Raw genomic sequence first — 19903 nt, 5'->3', positions numbered from 1 at the left:
AAGACCAAGAATCCTCAACACTTCCGGATGAAAGCACGATCCGATCCGGGGCTTTTACGATTCTCGCCCGTCCAGCACAACCGCGGATTTGATCACATCCGCGGCGCAGAGACGCAGCCGGGTTCCAACCGGCGCAAAGGCCCAAAACGAGGCCCTTCCCGAACGTCGGAGCCCAAAAATCCGTTCACTCCGCGCCCTCGCCCAAGCCGGAGTCGCCAATTCGGCGGCCGGCGGGACGGTTCACGTCGCCGTGCACACCTTGCGCATCACGGCCAGGGTGTTTTCGTGATTCGCCTTCAGCTGATCGGTGATCTTGGCGGGGATTCCACATAGCGAGGCATGCGCGACCGCGTAGTCGATCATCTTGGTCTGGGCGAGCTCGTAGTCATGCACCAGCTGACAGGCCTCGCCGGGCGCAAAGCGCCGCTCGGTCGCCGCCTTGAGCAGCTTGGCCCGGCGGGCGGTCTCGTCCCGCAGCGGGGTAAACTCCTTCAGGCAGGTCTCGGGCGGGCGGAAGCCAGCCACGCCGGCACCGCCCGGAACCGCGGGGGCCGCCCGTTGCGGCGGCGCGGCGACCGCCTTGTCATCGGCCCGGGACGGCGCGGCGACCATCACCGCGATGATCGCGACCAGCGCCCAGATCGCAAGCGCCGAAGTCGAATGTCTCAAGATCAAGGCCGTTCTCCGCATCGAGGCTTACGGAATCGTCGGATGTCCGTCCCGGGGGACGACCGGCGGGATCGAAACGGTAAAATCTGTCGACAGCACGGCCGAAAGGCGCCATCGCCGATATCCGATACAACACCACGTGACGGCCCTTCCGGCTTTGCGGCTGGCGCGTGGGTCCGGTAAGCAACGTCCATCATCGGCTCCGCTTCGCTCCATGCCCGCATACGACTTCAACGCCCCGCGCCTGTTCGTCGACGCGCCCCTGCAGGAGGGAGGCTCGGTCGCGCTCGACCGCAACCAGGGAAATTATCTCGGCAACGTCCTGCGCCTTGGCGCCGGCGATCACGTGCTGGCCTTCAACGGCCGCGACGGCGAATGGCTGGCCGTGATCGAGGGCCGCAAGCGGCCGGATGGCCTGACGATCCAGCAGCAGAGCCGGCCGCAGGATCAGCTGCCGGACATCGCCTACGTCTTCGCACCGCTCAAGCACGCGCGGCTGGACTACATGGTGCAGAAGGCGGTCGAGATGGGCGCCGCGCGGCTGGAGCCGGTGATCACCCGTCGCACCCAGGTGTCGCGCGTGAATAGCGAGCGCATGCGCGCCAACGTGGTCGAGGCCGCCGAACAATGCGGCATCCTCAGCCTCGCCGACGTCAAGGACCCGGTGCCGCTGGAGCGCTTCCTCGCGCAGCGGCAACCCGAGCGGCTGCTGGTGTTCTGCGACGAGGCGGCCGAACTGGCCGATCCGCTGCAGGCCCTGCGCGGCGGCCAGAATGCGGCCGGCATCGACCTGCTGATCGGACCGGAGGGCGGTTTCGCCGACGATGAACGGACGCTGCTGCTGCGCCAGCCGCATGTGATCAGGTTGCCCCTGGGCCCACGCATCCTGCGCGCGGATACGGCCGGCGTTGCCGCCCTCGCCGTAATTCAGGCGACGCTCGGAGACTGGGCCGGAGCCCGCGGTTAAGGCATCCGACCAATTGTGGCGCGCCGCGGCCATTCCCAGTCGAAACCGTCAAACGGCCATGCTAAGGGGCAGCCGCCGCTTCCAGCGGGCGCCCAAGCCATTTTGGAACTCGAATCGACATGACCGGACCCGCTCCGACCGGACCCGCCGCGTGGGCGGACACGCTGCTGCAATCCTTCGCCCAGGCCGGCTATGAGCGGGCCGAGCCGGCGATCCTGCAGCCGGCCGAGCCGTTCCTCGACCTCTCCGGGGAGGACATCCGCAAGAGCCTCTATCTGACCAGCGACGCCGCTGGCGAAGAGCTGTGCCTGCGCCCCGACCTGACCATTCCCGTCGCCCGTGACTACCTCGCCTCGGCCCGCGCCGGGCAGCCGGCCGGCTTCAGCTACCTTGGTCCAGTATTTCGCTACCGCGAGGGCCGCCCGAGCGAGTTCCTGCAGGCCGGGATCGAATCGTTCGGCCGCCAGGACCGGCCCGCTGCCGATGCCGAGATGCTGGCGCTGGCGATCGAGGCGACCGCCGCCGCCGGCCTTGCCGCGGTGGATATCCGTACCGGCGACGTCGCGCTGTTCACGGCCTTGATCGACGCCCTCGATCTCTATCCGGTCTGGCGGCGGCGGCTGATCAAGGACTTCAACCGCAAGCGCACCCTGGCGCAGGACCTCGAGCGGCTGGCGATCGCCTCGGTGGCGCCGCGCAACGAGTATGAGGGCGTGCTCGCCGCTCTGGCCGGCTCCGACCGCAAGGCGGCGCTCGCTTTGGTCACCGACCTGATGTCGATTGCCGGCGCAACCGCCGTCGGCGGCCGCACGGTGGCGGAGATCGCCGACCGCTTCCTCGAGCAGTCCACCCTCAAGAGCGGGGCGCTGCCGCGTGACGCGCTGGACCGCATCAAGCGCTTCCTGGCCATCAGCGGCAGCCCGACCGAAGCCGTCCAGCAGCTTCGCGCCCTCGCCGCCGATGCCAAGCTCGACATCTCAGCCGCGATCGACGCGCTGGAGGCCCGCGCGGGCTTCATGGCCCAGCGTGGCATCGACATCGCCAAGGTGCGCTTCGCCACGTCGTTCGGCCGCGGCCTCGACTACTACACCGGTTTCGAGTTCGAGCTGCATCATCCTGACAATGGCGACGAGCCGCTGGTCGCCGGCGGCCGTTATGACGGCCTGCTGAGCCAGCTCGGCGCCGCCGAGTCGATTCCGGCCGTCGGCTTCTCGATCTGGATCGAGCGCCTGGCCCAGAGCAGCGCCGTGGGCAAGTCCCCGGTCGGGAGAGCATCATGAGCGGCCCCCTCGTCCTCGCCGTTCCCTCCAAGGGACGTCTGCAGGAGAATGCCGAAGCCTTCTTCGGCCGCGCCGGGCTGAACCTGTCCAAGCCCGGCGGCGCGCGCGACTATCGCGGCACCATCGCAGGTCTCGACAATGTCGAGATCGCCTATCTCTCTGCGAGTGAGATCGCCTCGCAACTGGCGCGCGGCAGCGTGCATCTCGGCGTCACCGGCGAGGATCTCGTGCGCGAGAGCATCACCGATGCCGACAAGCGCGTGCTGCTGATCGACACGCTCGGCTTCGGCGGCGCCAACGTCGTCGTCGCGGTGCCGCAGGCCTGGATCGACGTCCGGACCATGGCCGATCTCGATGACGTCACCACCGGTTTTCGCGCTCAGCACAATCGCCGGATGCGCGTCGCCACCAAGTACATCAACCTGACGCGCAGCTTCTTCGCCGCCCACGGCATCGTCGATTACCGCATCGTCGAGAGCGCCGGCGCCACCGAGGGCGCGCCCGCGGTCGGCACGGCCGAGCTGATCGTCGACATCACCAGCACCGGCTCGACGCTCGCCGCCAACGGGCTGAAGGTGCTGGACGACGGCGTGATCCTGCGCAGCCAGGCCAACCTGGTCGCCTCGCGCGACGCCGACTGGTCGGAGGGTCCGCGCGAGAGCGCCCGGATCATTCTCGACCACATCCATGCCCGCGCCCGCGCCAGCAAATACCGCGAGGTCCGCACCCGCTTCAAAGGGTGCGACGCAGCAATGCTGACCGAGGCGCACAACCGTTTCGGCGTCGTGGCGCCGTTCGGCGGCCCGACCTCGTCCGGCATGCTCACCCTGCACTGCCCGCCGGCGCAGATCTACGCGCTCGGCAGCTTTCTGCGCGCGCATGGTGCCGAGACCGTCTCGGTCGCCTCGCTCGACTACGTGCTCGACCGCGAGAATCCGCTGTTTGCCCGCCTCGAGGCCTTCCTGCGATCATAAATCGCCGTTCATCGTAGCGACAGGTGAGCGCGACTACCATATGTTGGTAGGAGAACGAGGACTCTGAGCGATGCTGGGAACTGACGTGTCCGACCTGACCACGACCGCGGCCGACGCCGCGTCGCAGGGACTGTCGATCGTTATCCCCGTCTATAACGAGGGCGCGGGACTGACGGCGCTGCACGAGCGGCTGAACAATCTCGCACGCACCCTGCGTCAGCGCTTCGGTCTCGCCTGTGAGCTCGTTTATGTCGACGATGGCAGCCGCGACAACACACTCGCGATTGCCCGGACCCTGCAGGCCGATGCGCTCGATGTGCAGGTCGTGTCGCTGTCGCGCAATTTCGGCAAGGAGGCCGCGCTGATGGCCGGCCTCGATCATGCCCGGCGCGGCGCGGTGCTGTTCATGGACGGCGACGGCCAGCATCCGCCGGCCCTGGTCGAGCAACTCGTCACGCACTGGATCAAGGACGGCTACGACGTCGTCTATACCGCCAAGGCGCATCGCGACAACGAGCCGTTCCTGCGCCGGGTCGCCGTTCACGGCTTCTACGCGCTCATCAACTGGGGGGCGCGGCAGAAGATTCCGGAGGATGCCGGCGACTTCCGCCTGCTCTCGCCGCGCGCGGTGGCCGCGCTACGGCAGCTGCCCGAGCGCAACCGCTTCTTCAAGGGCCTGGCGAGCTGGATCGGCTTCCGTCAGATCCGCGTCGACTATGAGCCAGCGGCCCGCGCCCATGGCGTCACAACCTTCAACCTGACCGGCCTGCTAGGCCTGTCGATCGAAGGTCTCACCTCGTTCTCGGTCGCGCCCTTGCGCTTCGCCAGTCTGCTCGGAATCCTGCTGGCCTCGGCCGCGTTCCTGTTCGGCCTCTCGATCCTCTGGGAGACCTTCACAACCGGCAAATCGGTGCCTGGCTATCCCTCGCTGATGGTCGGCCTGATGACGATCGGCGGCGTGCAGCTGATCATGATCGGCATCATGGGCGAGTATATCGGCAAGATCCTGTCCGAGCTGAAAGCGCGTCCGATCTACTTCGTCGCCGAGCACAGCGAGAAGCGTGCAGCGCTCGATGCGCGGAGCGACGGCGCCGAGAGGAACGCCGCCGAATGAACGCGACGCCGCACCGGCGCATCTGGCTGTGCGCCGATGACTATGGCATCAGCCCCGGGGTCAACAGCGCCATCCGCGACCTGATCGCGCGCGGTCGGCTGAACGCTACCTCGGTGATGACTGTGGGCGCCGCGATCGGACGCGACGAGGTGACGGAGCTGACCAAGGTCGCGTCCGACAGCCCGCGCTGCGCCATCGGCCTGCATGTCACGCTGACCGCGCCATTCCGGCCCCTCACCATGCACTTCCGCCCGTCGGAAGGCGGCATGTTCCTGCCCTTTCCCAAGCTGCTGCGCGCCGGAATGTCCCGCCGGCTCGATCCCGAGCTGATCCGCGCCGAGGTGCTGGTCCAGCTTGCGGCGTTCGGCGAGCTGTTCGGCCGCGCCCCGGATTTCGTCGACGGCCATCAGCACGCCCAGCTCTATCCGCAGGTGCGCGAGGGCTTCCTCGCCGCGGTCAAGGAAGCCGCGCCGGCGGCCTGGGTGCGCCAGGGGGGACGGAACGTACCGCTGATGCAGCGGCTGACGGCACCGAAGGCGCTGCTGCTGGACGTCCTGAGCGCACAATTCCGCCGTCATGCCAAGCGGGCCGAGATCGCCTTCAATCCTGCCTTCGCCGGCGCCTACGACTTCAGCAAGACCTCGGATTTCGCCACGTTGATGGACGGCTTCCTGGACGAGCTGCCCGAGGACGGGCTGGTGATGTGCCACCCCGGCTTCGTCGACGACGTCCTGATCGAGCTCGATCCTTTGACCGTCCAGCGCGAGCACGAGCACGCCTATCTCGCCGGCGAGCATTTTCCAGCGCTGCTCGACCGCCGGCGGATGACGCTGGCCTGAACGGATCTTGCGGGTCTGCGACGAACAAAAGGCCGCCCGGCTGCGTTCCTCCTGTAGTGCGGGCAACATCGAGGTCCAAAACGCTGCGCAAGCCCGAGAGACGCTGTGTCGCATACGGAAATTTAATCCGCGCCCCGGCTGGCCGGGCCACAAAGTCCCCCTAAATCTTGGCCGCGCTTGGCCGGAACAAGGCAAGCGGCAGGAGAACGACATGACACCGCAAGAACGCCAACTCATCGACGATCTGTTCGACCGGCTTGCCAAGTTGGAGAGTGCACCGCGTGATCCGGAGGCCGCCGCCGCCATCGCCCAGGCGCTGCAGCGGGCTCCCAATGCCGTCTACGCGCTGGTGCAGACGGTGCTGGTGCAGGACGAAGCCTTGAAGCGCGCCAATGCCCGCATCGAGGAGCTGCAGCACGCCCAGGCCCCGCAGCAGGCCCAGTCCGGCGGCTTCCTCGATTCGATGCGCGACAGCATCTTCGGCTCGGGCAGCCGCGGTTCGGTCCCCAACGTGCCGCCGCCGTCGCAGAGCCGACCGGTCTGGAACAGCGGTCAGGCGATGCCCCCGGGCTACCAGGGCCAGCCCGGCTATCCCGGTCAGCCCGGCCCTTACGATCAGGGCGGCTTCGGCCAGCCGCGTGGCGGCATGTTCGGCGGTGGAGGCGGCTCGTTCCTCGGCACGGCGGCGGCCGCTGCGGCGGGCATGGTCGGCGGCTCGCTGCTGCTCGGCGGCATCCGCTCGATGATGGGCGGCGGGTCGCATCAGGCGTTCGGTGACACCACGATCATCGAGGAGCGCGGCGGTGGTGCCGGCCCGTGGAGCGGCGACCAGTCCAGCGGCTCGCTGGCGCGCGACGCCGGTCTCGACGACATCGGCCGCTCGGGCGGCGACGGCGGGCGTGCCGGCCTGTTCGACCAGGCGAACTATGACGACAGCGGCAATGACAACGACGCGGCCGACTTCGATGCCGATGACGGCTATGGCGACGACGACGGTGGCAGCGACTACGCTTGATGCTCCCGGGTCGCAGCGAACTGAAGAATGCGAAAGGCCGCCCCCACGGGCGGCCTTTTTCAGTTGCGGATGTCGTGCAGCGGCGGTCGTCAGAGCACGATGACCCGAGCCCCGACGTTCACGCGGCCATAGAGGTCGATGACATCCTCGTTGCGCATCCGGATACAGCCTGACGAAACGTTGGTGCCGATCGTCCATGGCTCGTTCGAACCGTGGATCCGATACAGCGACGAGCCGAGATACATCGCGCGTGCGCCGAGCGGGTTCTGCGGTCCGCCCTCCATGTGCCGCGGCAGGTCGGGCCGGCGCGCGAGCATTTCCGGCGGCGGCGTCCAGTCCGGCCATTCGCGCTTGGCCGAGATCGTCTTCACGCCCGACCAGGTGAAGCCGGGGCGGCCGACGCCGATGCCGTAGCGGAGCGCCCTGCCCTCGCCCTGAACCAGATAGAGGAACTTGTTCGGCGTATCGATGACGATCGTGCCCGGCCGTTCTTTGCCGTCGTAGTCAACGATCTGTTTCTCGTATTTCGGATCGAGCGGCCGCTGCGTCTGCTCATAGGCCTCCTCATCCGGTACTCCCTGCTGCGGGACCATGCCCGGCGCCAGCCGCTGCGGCTCGTAGTAGGACGGCTGCTGCTGGTACATCGGCTGTCCCGGCGGAGGCACGCCGCGGCCGCCTTGCGGATCCCCGAACAGGAATTCGATGAAGCCGCCACCCATGCGCGAGCGTTCGACATAGGCGGTGCGCACCGGCGCGGACTGCTGCGGCGGCCCGCTGTAAATCACGGTCGGCTGCTGAAATCCCTGGGCCGCAGCCCGATCCAGACCTGAATGGAATGCGCATGCGCCGGCCAGCAGCGCTGTGGAGAATGATTTGAACATCGACGTACTCTGTACTGTTTCGTCTGGAGACTGTTCGTCGCGCGAGGCGGCAACGCCGCCGCGTATCGTCAATAAAGAGCAAAACCCGATCGCTTTGGTAAACGCGGGAGGCGCCGGGATTCACCATCGCTGCATACGTCGGCGGTTTTGATCGCTAGCGTTTATTTTGCGTGAAGGCCGGCGCAGCGTGGTTAATAGTTGACGCACGATGCACGCCAGCGTTGCTCAACGGCGGTTCCTGGCGTGAACGCGATGTTAAATAGCCTCTGCGTAGAACTGATCCGAGCAAAAGGTCAGGGATACTATCATGGCTGTTCGCAAGCGTTTCCGTATCGAAGAAGCAATCGTCGGCCATATGCCGGAGCCTGAATTCGTGGGCGGCGAGATCGGCCCCAACCACAAGGAAATCATGGACGAGCTGCGCGCGATCCGCTCCCAGATGGCCAATGCGATCCGCAGCGGCGGCAGCAACACGGCGAACGCCGCCATCGAAGAGTCCGCCGCACGCGAGGTCGCCGAAGCGCGCGCGCTGCTCGAGACCTATCGCGCCCAGATCGAGCAGTGCGAAAAGCTCAAGGTCGAGCTCGACCTGATCCACGACGCGATCAACCGCACCAAGGGCGAGATCGCGACCCTCCATGCCAAGAGCTTCAACGGCGAGGAGATGGCCAAGGTCAACGGCGAGCTCGGCGCGGTCGTCGGCGGCACCGAGCAGGCGACGCAGCAGATCCTCGAAGCCGCGGAGGCGATCGACCAGGCCGCCAGCGCGCTGTCCAAGGTGGACTCGGCCGACCAGCAGAAGATCCTGAGCGAAGAGATCCAGGAGCGCGTGGTCTCGATCTTCGAGGCCTGCAACTTCCAGGACCTGACCGGTCAGCGCATCAACAAGGTCATGACCACGATGAAGTTCATCGAGCACCACATCGTGGTGATGATGGACATCTGGGGCGGCGTCGACGCCATCAAGGCGCATACGCCGCCGATCGTCGACCACCGCGAGGGCGACGCCCGGCTGCTGAACGGCCCGAAGGCGGAAGGCGACGTCGGCCACGCTTCGCAGGACGACATCGACGCGATGTTCAACTGACCTCGTCGGCCAGTCCCAGCGACCGCTCCAGGCAACGTCACCCTACAGGAACGCCGGCGCTATCGCCGGCGTTTTTCGTTCGACTCTCGGCCTTTGCGGGATGTTCGCCCTGATCTCAGGCGCGCGGTCCGCAGCGGACGTAGACCATCGTCTGGTAACGGGTCGCCGCATCCTTGTCGACGAAGCGGGTGATCAGCACACGGCCGTCGAAGGAGACGACCTCGCGGTCCTGCTCGCCGCCGGGCGGTCCGGCCGGGCCGATGTAGTTCTTGCCGCTGGCCGATCCCTTCAAGCGCAGTTCCTGGGGAGTCGCCTGGTCGGCCAGGTGCATCACGACACCACCGGACGTGCCTGCCCCGATGACGTAGGGCTGTTTGCACTGCGCCAAAGCCATCTTTTCGGTGCGCGGGCGGTCATTCGGGTTGTTGTAGGCGGCAAGCCCCCATTTGCCCACGAGATCCTCGGCGCGAATCGTGGCCGGCACCTCGGGCTCGACCGGCGCCTCGGTCTGCTGCATGGGGGTCGACGGCGACAGGCTGAAGCCCGTGCACGCTCCCAGAAGCATCGTGAGCGCCGACGCGATCGCGAGATTGGCAACCGGCCGCGCGCACCGTGAACTCGTCATGGCATCCCCTTAGGAACAAGATCATGGCTGCCCCGTCCGGCAACCAAGCGCAAAACGCTCGTCAGAGCAATGACGTCGGATGACGACGCCGCTCCACTAACATGTCTGGCCCGGGACAACATCCCCTAACAGCCTCAAGAACGGCTTAACGGCTGGCCGTTGCTTGACAGGAACAGCCGCAAGCCATATTTCCCCGAGCGGTCTTTAGCACTCGGAGGGCGGGATTGCTAAGGCTGCGAGCCAGTTGGCGCCAAGTGGGCGTTCAATGTGGCCGCATTCAGATTTCCTCCGACAGCAACACTTATCCAAGCACCCCAAAAGGGATCCGTCATGGCCAAATCGAAGTTTCGTCCCCTGCACGACCGCGTCGTGGTTAAGCGCATCGACGCCGAAGAGAAGACCAAGGGCGGCATCATCATTCCCGACAGCGCCAAGGAAAAGCCCTCGCAGGGCGAAGTCGTCGCCGTCGGCCCGGGCGGCCGCGACGAGAGCGGCAAGCTGATCCCGATCGACGTCAAGGTCGGCGACCGCGTGCTGTTCGGCAAGTGGTCCGGCACCGAGGTCAAGCTGGACGGCGAGGAACTCCTGATCATGAAGGAGTCCGACATCATGGGCGTCGTCGCCTGATCCCGACCTGTCGGGGGCGGCGATCAGCCGCCCCGGGCGAAAATGCTCTGCAACCTCGTTCCGGCGACAGACGGGCGATCACGCCCCTCGCCGTCGAGGTCTACTCCAGGAGAATTCTGAAATGGCAGCCAAGGACGTCAAATTCGCCGGCGACGCACGCGACCGCATGCTGCGCGGCGTCGACATTCTCGCCAACGCCGTCAAGGTGACGCTCGGCCCGAAGGGCCGCAATGTCGTCATCGAGAAGAGCTTCGGCGCTCCGCGCATCACCAAGGACGGCGTCACCGTCGCCAAGGAGATCGAGCTGGAGGACAAGTTCGAGAACATGGGCGCGCAGATGCTGCGCGAGGTCGCCTCCAAGACCAACGACACCGCCGGTGACGGCACCACCACCGCGACCGTGCTGGCCCAGGCCATCGTGCGCGAGGGCGCCAAGGCGGTTGCCGCCGGCATGAACCCGATGGACCTCAAGCGCGGCATCGACATCGCGGTGGCCGCCGTGATCAAGGACATCGAGAAGCGCGCCAAGCCGGTCGCCTCGTCCTCCGAGGTCGCCCAGGTCGGCACCATCTCCGCCAACGGCGACGCCGCGATCGGCAAGATGATCGCCCAGGCGATGCAGAAGGTCGGCAACGAGGGCGTCATCACGGTCGAGGAGAACAAGTCGCTCGATACCGAGGTCGACATCGTCGAAGGCATGAAGTTCGACCGGGGCTATCTCTCGCCCTACTTCGTCACCAATGCCGAGAAGATGACCGCCGAGCTGGACGACGTCTACGTGCTCCTGCACGAGAAGAAGCTGTCGGGCCTGCAGGCCATGCTGCCGGTGCTCGAAGCCGTGGTGCAGTCGGGCCGCCCGCTGCTGATCATCGCCGAGGACGTCGAGGGCGAAGCGCTGGCGACGCTGGTCGTCAACCGCCTGCGCGGCGGCCTCAAGGTCGCCGCCGTCAAGGCGCCGGGCTTCGGTGATCGCCGCAAGGCCATGCTCGAGGACATCGCGATCCTGACCGGTGGTCAGCTGATCTCGGAAGATCTCGGCATGAAGCTCGAGAACGTCACGATCAAGATGCTCGGCCGCGCCAAGAAGGTCGTGATCGACAAGGAGAACACCACGATCGTCAACGGCGCCGGCAAGAAGGCCGACATCGAGTCGCGCGTCGGCCAGATCAAGGCGCAGATCGAGGAGACCACCTCGGACTACGACCGTGAGAAGCTGCAGGAGCGTCTGGCCAAGCTCGCCGGCGGCGTCGCGGTGATCCGCGTCGGCGGCGCGACCGAGATCGAGGTCAAGGAGAAGAAGGACCGCGTCGAGGACGCCCTCAACGCGACCCGCGCTGCGGTGCAGGAAGGCATCGTCCCTGGTGGCGGCGTGGCGCTGCTGCGCGCCAAGAAGGCCGTCGGCCGCATCACCAACGCCAATTCGGACGTCCAGGCCGGCATCAACATCGTGCTGAAGGCGCTCGAGGCTCCGATTCGCCAGATCTCCGAGAACGCCGGCGTCGAAGGCTCGATCGTGGTCGGCAAGATCCTGGACGAGAAGTCCGAGACGTTCGGCTTCGACGCGCAGACCGAGGATTATGTCGATATGGTCGCCAAGGGCATCATCGACCCGGCCAAGGTGGTCCGCACCGCGCTGCAGGACGCCTCGTCGGTCGCAGGCCTCCTGGTCACCACCGAGGCCATGGTCGCCGAGCTGCCGAAGGATGCTGCTCCGGCGATGCCGGCCGGCGGCGGCATGGGTGGCATGGGCGGCATGGGCTTCTGAGCCCTGCTTTCGACATCTCACATTCAGGAAGGCCGCCTCCGGGCGGCCTTCTTTTTGGCCGAGTGTCCGCACCGGGGGTGCAGCGACCGCAAATCGGCGCTACAGCTTAAGGCCGATTCTGCCCCCACAAGGATTTTCAGATGCGCGCGATTTTGCTTGCGCTGGCCGTGATTGCAGCGGCCGCGCCGGAACTCGGTTGGGCCCAGAGCAAGAGCGGGACCAAGGCCCCCGCCAACGAGACTCGGTATTTCACCGCGATCGACGGCCTGATGGACGGCAATGCCGACGTGATCCTGAAGGAGACGCGCCAGGGCAAAACCGTCACCGCCGCCACGCTCGACGTCTGCTATCCCGTCGCAAAGAATTCGGATCGCAAGGACCGCTTCGTGGTCAGCCTCACCGTCAATGGCCAGACCTTGACCGGTGCGACCCAGAGCAACGGCGCCAAGGAGCCGGTCACGGTGAAGCTGAATCGCAAGCCGACCGGCGACACGTTCGAGTTCCGCGGACAGATCGCGATCGGCAAGACCGTCACCGAGGTGGCGTCGACCGACAATTCCGACGTCAGCGAGAAAGAGTTCCAGGAGAGCCAGTCGAGCGACGACGGCATCAGCGCCCAGCCGAAGGACTTCACTGACGTCTCGCCCGAGGCGATCTCGGTCCGGCTCAAGCTCGACGCGGTGACCGATTTCCTCAAGAGCCTGAAGGGCGAGAACGTCGAAGTTTCGCTGTCGAGCCTCATCGTGAGCTGCGACGCACTGCGCGCGGGCGAGCAGACCATCAGCATGACCGTCGACCCCGAACGAGCCGGCGCGCTGATCGCGAAGGCGCGGACCATGAACGGCGTCGTCACTGCCGGCTGGACCGCCGGCACGGTCGAGATGGACCGCACCATCCGCTTTGCGGCGGCCGACTGGCGCGACGGTGACAAGATCAACAAGGACAAGCTGGCGGGCGCCATCTCCGACGTGCTGGCCAAGACCTACAATGCCAAGCCGACGAGTGCGGCGTGGAATCCGGTCAGCGGCAAGCTGAGGCTGACGTTGAAGCGGCCGAGCCAGCTGATGCCGGCGCTCGAGCTGACCGACGTCATCGAGGTCACCGGCCTCGTCTCGGCGGACAAGCCGGGCGGCGCCGACGCGCTGATGCTCTGGATCAGCAGCCCGACGACGACCACCATCGATGAGGCCTCGAGCGCCAAGCTGATCCTGTCGGACGAATCCTCGGGCGACGAGGAAGGCGACACGCGGGATGATGGCGGCGCCATCGACGAGCTGGCGAAGGCCTTCAAGGCCAAGCGCTGGGATGCGGACAACTCGGTCTGGAAGTAAAGCGAGCCATGACGGCATGGTGCCGCGATCTCAGATGCCACCCTCCCCTGGAGGGGGAGGGTCGATCGCGCGCGAAGCGGGCGAGCGGGGTGACGCCGCGGGCACCGGGGCACGTGGAGAGATCACCCCACCCCGCCTCCCATTCGCTGCGCTCATGAGAGGCGACCCTCCCCCTCCAGGGGAGGGTGACCGCGGGGCAGACCTCAAGGGTGCACACTGCGGAAGCGCGAGCGTGCGCAAGGCTGTTTGCTCAAATCATGATGCGGAAAGTGGAACGCATCATGCTCGAGCTTGAGCCCTCGACAGTCCCCACCAGGACTTTGGAAACGGCCGTCTCGGCTCAATTGGTGTTGAGCCGGAAGCGCAGCGTCTTCGGTCCGATGAAGATGATCAGGTCGCCCTGACGCTTCCAGTTCGTCACCGCGCTCAGCGCCGCGATCAGTTCGTCGTCGGCCTGCGCGCGCGCCGCCGGGCAGTTGCGGTCCTCGATCTTGCCGGCGATGAACACGATGGTGTTGCCGGCGACCGAGAACTGCCCCTTGCCGCCCTTGCACCACAGCTCGAGCACAGCATCACCGTTGTCGCCGATGTCGAGATCCGGCACCCGCTTCGAGCCCGGCTGCGGCAGCGCATCCAGCGTCATCTCCATGCCGAAGGGAAATTCCTCCGCCGAGGCGGCGGCAAGGGGCACGGCCGACATCAACAGGGCCGCAGCCAGTTTGGCGCAAGCTCGCTTCACTACTCGCATCGTTCCTCTCGACACATCATCACGTGCAGGGCTCGCCTCTTAAGCGATCGGCCCGGCGACCGCCAGCACGGCTCCCGCACAAATGTGTTCCAAACATAGCAAGCCCCGCGCCGCAGCTACGGCGCGGGGCTTTTGTCGCTGCCGGTGTTGCTACTTCAGCACCATCGCCGTGAACGGATAGACATAGGCCTGCAAGGTGACGAACAGGCCGACCAGACAGGCCAGCACGATCGAATGCAGGAAGACGTAGCGCAGGATCGAGCTCTCGTGGCCGTACCAGTTGGTGGCGGTCGAGGCGACGACGATCGACTGCGCATCGATCATCTTGCCCATGACACCGCCGGAGGAGTTGGCGGCCGCCATCAGGACAGGGGACAGGCCGAGCTGCTCGGAGGTGATCTTCTGCAGGTTTCCGAACAGCACGTTCGAGGCCGTATCCGATCCCGTCAGCGCCACGCCCAACCAGCCGAGTAAGGTGCCGAAGAACGGATAGAGTACGCCTGTCGCGGCGAAGGCCAAGCCGAGCGTGGCATCGACGCCGGACAGCCGGGTCAGCGTGCCGATCGCGAGCATCGCCGAGATCGTGATCAGCGAGATCGCGCAGAGACGGATGGTGCGGCCGTATTCCGCGATCAGTCTGCCCGGTCCGACACCCATCAGGAAGCCGGAGATGATCGCGGCGATCAGCATGCCGGTGCCGGTGAAGGTCAGGTAGGTGAACGAGAACACCGCGCCTTCCGGCGTCGGCTTCGCAGCCACCGGCGGCATCTTGTTGATCAGCTTGTCGAGCTCGGGCACCGGATAGTTCCAGGTGAAGATCGAGTTCGCCCAGGCCTTGAAGGCGCCGTTGCCCCAGATCAGCATGATGACGCAGACGATGATCCAGGGCAGCAGCGCGCCCCAGAGCTCGGCTTGCGTCAGCGGCGTGCGGTCCAGCGGCTTCGCCGCCGTCATCGTGGCGGCCGATTCGTCACGCCCGCGCAGCGCCGGCGACAGCCACAGCTGCTTGGGCTGCCAGACCTTCAGGAACAGGATCAGCGCGCCCATCGAGATCAGCGAGGCGCCGATGTCGACGATCCACGGATTGATGTAGTTCGAGATCAGGAATTGCGGCACCGCGAAGGAGACGCCGGTGACCAGGATCGCCGGCCAGATGTCCTTCATGCCCTTCCAGCCCGCGAACGCCCAGATCACCCAGAACGGCACGATCAGCGAGAACACCGGCAGCTGCCGGCCGACCATCGCGCCGAGGATGTAAGGGTCGAGACCGGTGACCGAGGCGAGGCCCTGGATCGGCGTGCCCAGCGCGCCATAGGCGACCGGGGCGGTGTTGGCGATCAGCGACAGGCCGGAGGCCGCGAGCGGCGAGAAGCCGAGACCGATCAGCACGGCACCGGTGATCGCCACCGGGGTGCCGAAGCCGGACGCGCCTTCGAAGAACGCGCCGAAGGAGAAGGCGACCAGCAACAGTTGCAGCCGCCGGTCCTCCGTGACGCCGCCGATGGCGCGCTTCAGAAGCTCGAACCGTCCGGTGGAAACCGTGACCTGGTAGAGGAAGATGACGTTCAGGACGATCCAGCCGATCGGAAAGAACCCGGTGATGACGCCCAGAAACGTCGCGCGCAGCGACATGTTGGCCGGCATCGTAAAGACGAAGATCGTGATCAGGTTGGTCAGGATCACGGCGATGATCGCCGCGATGTGTGCCTTGACCTTGCCGCTGGCGATCAGCACCAGCAGCGTCACCACCGGGACGGCGGCGGCCAGCGTCGACAGCGCCGGGCTCCCCAACGGGTCGTAGATTTGATTCCACATCGTGACTTCTCCCCCCACGTTCTTGTTGTTGGACCTGAGGCCGGCGGGACGGATCAGGTCTGCTCGCCCAGGCCCCCAAGCCTGGCAAAGGTCGGAAAAGCAGATCACAAAACCGGCAACGCCCAACTCTGCTCAAATTCTCGCGAAATCTGGCGGCGGTCGCAGTCCCTCTCCCCTGCCCCATGCTACGGTTTGTCACACGCGACCGACAAGCCGGCGGCCACCCGCCAGATTACGACTTTAGTCTAGGCAGGCGGTGCCAACCGCGATTTTCTCGTTTTTCGCCAGCCTGTTAAGACCTTTTCTCAGGAGCAGCCCCTCTGTGAACAATCTGCGCTCGACCGTCGCCACCGTCTGGCGGATCGCCATTCCCTACTTCCGCTCCGAGGACAAGGTCGCCGGCCGCATCCTCCTCGCCGCCGTCATTGCGATCGAACTGTCGCTCGTTGCGATCCAGGTGCTGGTGAACCAGTGGCAGAACAGGTTCTTCAACGCGCTGCAGCAGTATGATTGGAACAGCTTCATCTGGGAAATCGGCGTATTCGCCGTACTGGCGACCATCTTCATCATCCTGGCCGTCTACCAGCTCTATCTCAATCAATGGCTGCAGATCCGCTGGCGGCGGTGGATGACCGACGTCTACCTGCGCCGCTGGCTGGACAACGCCACGCACTATCGCATGCAGCTCAAGGGCGACATCGCCGACAACCCGGACCAGCGCATTGCCGACGACGTGCAGCTGTTCGTCGACAAGACGCTGAACATCACCATCGGCCTGCTCAGCTCGATCGTCTCGCTCGCATCGTTCATGGTGGTGCTCTGGGGGCTGTCGACCGATGCCCCACTGCAGCTGTTCGGCACCGACATCGCGATCCCCGGCTACCTGGTCTGGATCGCGCTGATCTATGCGATCTTCGGGACCATCCTGACGCATTGGATCGGCTCGCCGCTCGTCAATCTCAACTTCGAGCAGCAGCGCTACGAGGCCGACTTCCGCTTCAACCTGGTGCGGGTGCGCGAAAGCTCCGAGCAGATCGCGCTGCTGCGCGGCGAAGGCGCCGAGCAAGGTCAGCTCGGAACCCGCTTCGGCCGGGTCGTGCAGAACTGGTACCAGATCATGAGCCGGACCAAGCGGCTGACGGCCTTCACGGCGGGCTATTCGCAGGCGGCCGTGATCTTTCCCTATGTGCTCGTTGCGCCTGCCTACTTCGCCAAGTCGATCCAGATGGGCGGCATCATGCAGACGGCGTCCGCGTTCTCGACGGTGCAGGGCGCGCTGTCGTTCTTCGTGACGACTTACCGGACGCTTGCCGACTGGCGCTCGACCGTCGCCCGCCTCGACGGCTTCGACATGTCCATCGAGAGCGCGCACAAGCTCTCGGGCGAGCCGCAGACGATCGATGTCGTCGACCATGCCGGCGACAGCATCGATCTCGCCCAGCTGCTGCTGAAGCTGCCCAATGGCCTGCCGCTGGTCGCGGCCGACGGGTTCAGCATCGGCAACAACGAGCGCACGCTGCTGACCGGGCCCTCCGGCGCCGGCAAATCGACCTTGTTCCGCGCCATCGCCGGCGTCTGGCCGTTCGGCAGCGGCGCCATCAGCGTGCCCTCGCATGCCAAGCTGATGATGCTGCCGCAGCGGCCCTACTTCCCGATCGGCGCGCTCAAGGCGGCGATCGTCTATCCCGCGGCGGCGGACGCTTTCAGCGTCGAGCAGGTCAGGGAGGCGCTGGTGGCCGTCGGTCTGCCGCAACTGGCGGACCGCCTGGACGAGGACTCGCACTGGAACCGGATGCTGTCGCTCGGCGAGCAGCAGCGGCTCGGAATTGCCCGCGCGCTGCTGCACGCGCCCCAATATCTCTTCCTCGATGAGGCCACGGCCTCGCTCGACGAGCCGAGCGAAGCCAGGCTCTATCGGGTCATCGCCGAACGGCTGCCGCAGACCACCGTCGTCTCGATCGGCCACCGCTCGACCCTGCACGAGTTTCACGATCGGAAGGTCGAGCTGATTCGGGATGGCGACCGGTTCTCGCTGCGGCCGGCCGGACAGGCGGCCGACGCGACCGCGGATGGAGGCAGCTGACGCGAGCGCCGCTGCGCTAGCAAAGCAGAAGGGCGGCAGATTGCTCTGCCGCCCTTCGTGATGAGTTCGATCCGCCTTGCGGTGATTACTTCAGGTTGGTCATCGCCGTCAGGTCGACCGAGAGCTTGGCGATGCCGGTCGCGCCGCACCACTTCGAGCCGACGCCGGTCGGGTTGATCGCGGTCACGTTGGTCGTGCCGCTGCCGGTGAAGTCGCTGGTGAAGGCGTTGCAATCACCCTTGGAGAGGTTGGTGTCGGAGTAGCGCAGGTCCAGCGTGAACACCTTGTAGGTGAAGCCGACACCGATGTTCCAGGTGTTGTAGTCGGCATACTTGATACCATTCGGGAAGGCGGCCGTGCCGTAGAACGAGTCGGAGGTGCCGAACCACTGGCGGCCGAACTCACCCGACACATACATGCCGACGCCGCTGGAGCCGAAGGTGGTGCTGGGCGCGGTCCACTTGCCGGTGACCGATGCGTAGTTGCCCCAGGCGCCGGTGTTCAGGAAGCTCGGCGAGTAGAACTCGGTGATGCCGAACGTCCAGTTATCGTTCACCGTGTAGTTCATCTTGCCGTAGACTTCGAAGAACGAGACGTCCTTCTTCATCACGTTGAGGTTGGTCAGGGTGTTGGCCTGGCACTCGGCGCTCAGGGCGCGGCCGGCGAAGTCCGTCGTGGCGCCACCGCCGTAATAGCAGGTCCCGCCCGGATACAGATAGCCCCAGACGCCGATGTCGAAGGCGAAGGCGCCGAAGGTCGGGCGGACACCGCCGTAGATGTCGATCTCGGCAGCAGCGCGGTTCGGGAAGGAAATGCTCTCGCCGGCGACGCCGACGTAGAACTGCAGGTCCTTGTTGACGTTGAAGCGCGGCTCGAAATAGGCGGCCACCGACGGCTTGTGGTTCGACTGGGTGACGCCACGGAACACGTAGTCGTTCATGATCGCCGCGCCGAACGCGATATCCCAGGGATCGAACGCGACCGGAGGCGGAGCCTTGTAGGCCTTGACCGCCATGTCCGCCGCCGAAGCCGATCCCGAAACCATTGCCAGCGCCGTTGCCAGCAAAGCCCACTTCTTCATGACGATCCCCATTACCTATTTCGAAAAGCCTGCCCCACCTTGGCCCCCCAGGGCGCAAACAAGACCGGCTGCGTCATCCAGACGCAATTTGTGCCAGGGTCTCGCCGCACGTGAAGCAAAAAAGCGCGGCATCTGCCGCCTTTTTGGGCGTTTTGACAATTCTACGGCAGGTAGTCAGCGCGTGTTGCATTTGAACAACAAATCTCCGTGTCCGAACGCACGCCAGGACGCACATTCGGTTGTGCCGACGCGCTGGAATCGTGGTGTCCCAAGCAAAACGACACGGCGTAGCGAGGTCGGATTCGCCCGGCCGTAGATCTGCGGGGGCGACGGCTCCGACGAACAGATCCATCGGCAATTAGGAGCCGACGCAGACGCCAGAAGCCAGACGACAGGCGCCGGCAACAAACGAGAAGGCCGCAGCGTTGCCGCCGCGGCCTCCCGATGTGAATTCGTCTGGTGGTGAGAACGATCCGGACCGGAAAGATCAGTTTCCGGGGGCGGTCCCCTCGCCGTCTTCGTGCTCCTCGGGTGCCGCGCTCGGCATCGCCCAGCTGGTCTCGGCAGCCGATTCGGTCTCGTTCACCGCCGGGATCTCGACCAGCGGAGCCATCTTGGGAGCCCGCTTCTTGGCGGCCTTCTTCTTCGGCGCGGCAGGAGCCTTTGCGGCCGACGTCTTGGCCTTCTTGGCGGGAGCCTTCTTCGCAGCAGCCTTCTTGGCAGGCGCCTTGGCCGCCTTCTTCGCCGCGGCCTTCACGGTCTTCTTCGCCTTCTTGGCGGGCGCCTTGGCAGCCTTCTTGGCGGCCTTTTTCGCGGACTTCGGTGCAGACTTCTTCGCAGCCTTCTTGGCGGACTTCTTCGTCGCCTTCTTCGCTGACTTGGCCTGCGCCATCAGCTTCTTCTTTTCTTTCTTGTCCTTCTTCGCCTTCTTGTCCTTCGCCATCAGAAACCCTCCAGTTGCCGCCGTTCGATCAGCTCGTCCGGCGGGACGGGCCGGCAGTC

18 protein-coding genes are annotated in these 19903 nt (G+C 65.8%); 11 read left to right on the top strand and 7 right to left on the bottom strand.

Annotated features, from left to right (window positions below):
• Positions 1-240: 240 nt before the first annotated feature.
• Positions 241-675 (bottom strand): hypothetical protein, encoded by a 435-nt coding sequence (locus ACQR13_RS27880; protein ID WP_315716677.1) that lies wholly within the window; start codon positions 673-675, stop codon positions 241-243.
• A 208-nt stretch (positions 676-883) separates the two neighbouring features.
• Between ACQR13_RS27880 and ACQR13_RS27875 the strand changes: the two genes are divergently transcribed.
• From ACQR13_RS27875 to ACQR13_RS27850, 6 genes are all read left to right on the top strand, one after another.
• A complete protein-coding gene (locus ACQR13_RS27875; protein WP_315753460.1) occupies positions 884-1636 on the top strand; it encodes a 16S rRNA (uracil(1498)-N(3))-methyltransferase in 753 nt (250 codons plus the stop codon).
• Positions 1637-1755: 119 nt separating this feature from the next.
• Complete coding sequence (locus ACQR13_RS27870) at positions 1756-2916, top strand: ATP phosphoribosyltransferase regulatory subunit (RefSeq protein WP_315716675.1); 1161 nt, start codon at positions 1756-1758, stop codon at positions 2914-2916.
• Positions 2913-3890: an ATP phosphoribosyltransferase gene (gene hisG / locus ACQR13_RS27865; RefSeq protein WP_316184194.1), complete on the top strand. Its 978-nt coding sequence runs from the start codon at positions 2913-2915 to the stop codon at positions 3888-3890. Before ACQR13_RS27870 ends, hisG begins: the two co-directional genes overlap by 4 nt.
• Positions 3891-3960: 70 nt before the next feature.
• Positions 3961-5004 carry a glycosyltransferase family 2 protein gene (locus tag ACQR13_RS27860; protein WP_315716673.1) on the top strand — a complete coding sequence of 348 codons (1044 nt, stop codon included), beginning with the start codon at positions 3961-3963 and terminating at the stop codon, positions 5002-5004.
• A complete protein-coding gene (locus ACQR13_RS27855; RefSeq protein ID WP_316201668.1) occupies positions 5001-5843 on the top strand; it encodes a ChbG/HpnK family deacetylase in 843 nt (280 codons plus the stop codon). Before ACQR13_RS27860 ends, ACQR13_RS27855 begins: the two co-directional genes overlap by 4 nt.
• Before the next feature lie 211 nt (positions 5844-6054).
• On the top strand, positions 6055-6858 hold the full coding sequence (locus ACQR13_RS27850) for a DUF2076 domain-containing protein (protein ID WP_315716671.1): 804 nt from the start codon (positions 6055-6057) through the stop codon (positions 6856-6858).
• Between the two features lie 89 nt (positions 6859-6947).
• Here the strand turns inward: ACQR13_RS27850 and ACQR13_RS27845 are convergent, their stop codons facing one another.
• On the bottom strand, positions 6948-7739 hold the full coding sequence (locus ACQR13_RS27845) for a L,D-transpeptidase family protein (RefSeq protein ID WP_434863452.1): 792 nt from the start codon (positions 7737-7739) through the stop codon (positions 6948-6950).
• 307 nt (positions 7740-8046) lie between these two features.
• Here ACQR13_RS27845 and ACQR13_RS27840 point away from each other — a divergent pair, with 307 nt between their 5' ends.
• Positions 8047-8826, top strand: a complete 780-nt coding sequence (locus tag ACQR13_RS27840; RefSeq protein WP_315716668.1) for a protein phosphatase CheZ — start codon at positions 8047-8049, stop codon at positions 8824-8826.
• Between the two features lie 115 nt (positions 8827-8941).
• On the opposite strand, the gene ACQR13_RS27835 is transcribed toward ACQR13_RS27840, so the two are convergent.
• Entirely contained in the window at positions 8942-9451 is a 510-nt protein-coding gene (locus ACQR13_RS27835) for a hypothetical protein (protein ID WP_315716667.1), read from the bottom strand.
• Between the two features lie 330 nt (positions 9452-9781).
• Between ACQR13_RS27835 and groES the strand changes: the two genes are divergently transcribed.
• The 3 genes from groES (at position 9782) to ACQR13_RS27820 (ending at position 13174) form a co-directional block, all read left to right on the top strand.
• Positions 9782-10078: a co-chaperone GroES gene (gene groES / locus ACQR13_RS27830; protein ID WP_008961387.1), complete on the top strand. Its 297-nt coding sequence runs from the start codon at positions 9782-9784 to the stop codon at positions 10076-10078.
• A 121-nt stretch (positions 10079-10199) separates the two neighbouring features.
• Complete coding sequence (gene groL, locus ACQR13_RS27825; RefSeq protein ID WP_315716666.1) at positions 10200-11843, top strand: chaperonin GroEL; 1644 nt, start codon at positions 10200-10202, stop codon at positions 11841-11843.
• Positions 11844-11983: 140 nt separating this feature from the next.
• Entirely contained in the window at positions 11984-13174 is a 1191-nt protein-coding gene (locus ACQR13_RS27820; RefSeq protein ID WP_434863451.1) for a hypothetical protein, read from the top strand.
• Between the two features lie 340 nt (positions 13175-13514).
• On the opposite strand, the gene ACQR13_RS27815 is transcribed toward ACQR13_RS27820, so the two are convergent.
• Positions 13515-13922, bottom strand: coding sequence for an META domain-containing protein (locus tag ACQR13_RS27815; RefSeq protein WP_409977975.1), 408 nt, complete (start codon positions 13920-13922; stop codon positions 13515-13517).
• 150 nt (positions 13923-14072) lie between these two features.
• A complete protein-coding gene (locus ACQR13_RS27810; RefSeq protein WP_316174939.1) occupies positions 14073-15737 on the bottom strand; it encodes an L-lactate permease in 1665 nt (554 codons plus the stop codon).
• A 322-nt stretch (positions 15738-16059) separates the two neighbouring features.
• Between ACQR13_RS27810 and ACQR13_RS27805 the strand changes: the two genes are divergently transcribed.
• Entirely contained in the window at positions 16060-17820 is a 1761-nt protein-coding gene (locus ACQR13_RS27805) for an ABC transporter ATP-binding protein/permease (protein WP_315825402.1), read from the top strand.
• 85 nt (positions 17821-17905) lie between these two features.
• Here the strand turns inward: ACQR13_RS27805 and ACQR13_RS27800 are convergent, their stop codons facing one another.
• Both ACQR13_RS27800 and ACQR13_RS27795 read right to left on the bottom strand, forming a co-directional pair.
• Positions 17906-18901 (bottom strand): TorF family putative porin, encoded by a 996-nt coding sequence (locus tag ACQR13_RS27800; protein WP_315716661.1) that lies wholly within the window; start codon positions 18899-18901, stop codon positions 17906-17908.
• A gap of 487 nt (positions 18902-19388) precedes the next feature.
• Positions 19389-19844: a hypothetical protein gene (locus ACQR13_RS27795; RefSeq protein ID WP_315716660.1), complete on the bottom strand. Its 456-nt coding sequence runs from the start codon at positions 19842-19844 to the stop codon at positions 19389-19391.
• Positions 19845-19903 lie beyond the last annotated feature (59 nt).

This window comes from Bradyrhizobium sp. HKCCYLRH3059 (assembly GCF_051168035.1).
Lineage (GTDB): Bacteria > Pseudomonadota > Alphaproteobacteria > Rhizobiales > Xanthobacteraceae > Bradyrhizobium.
This window is presented reverse-complemented; position numbering and strand designations above follow the sequence as displayed.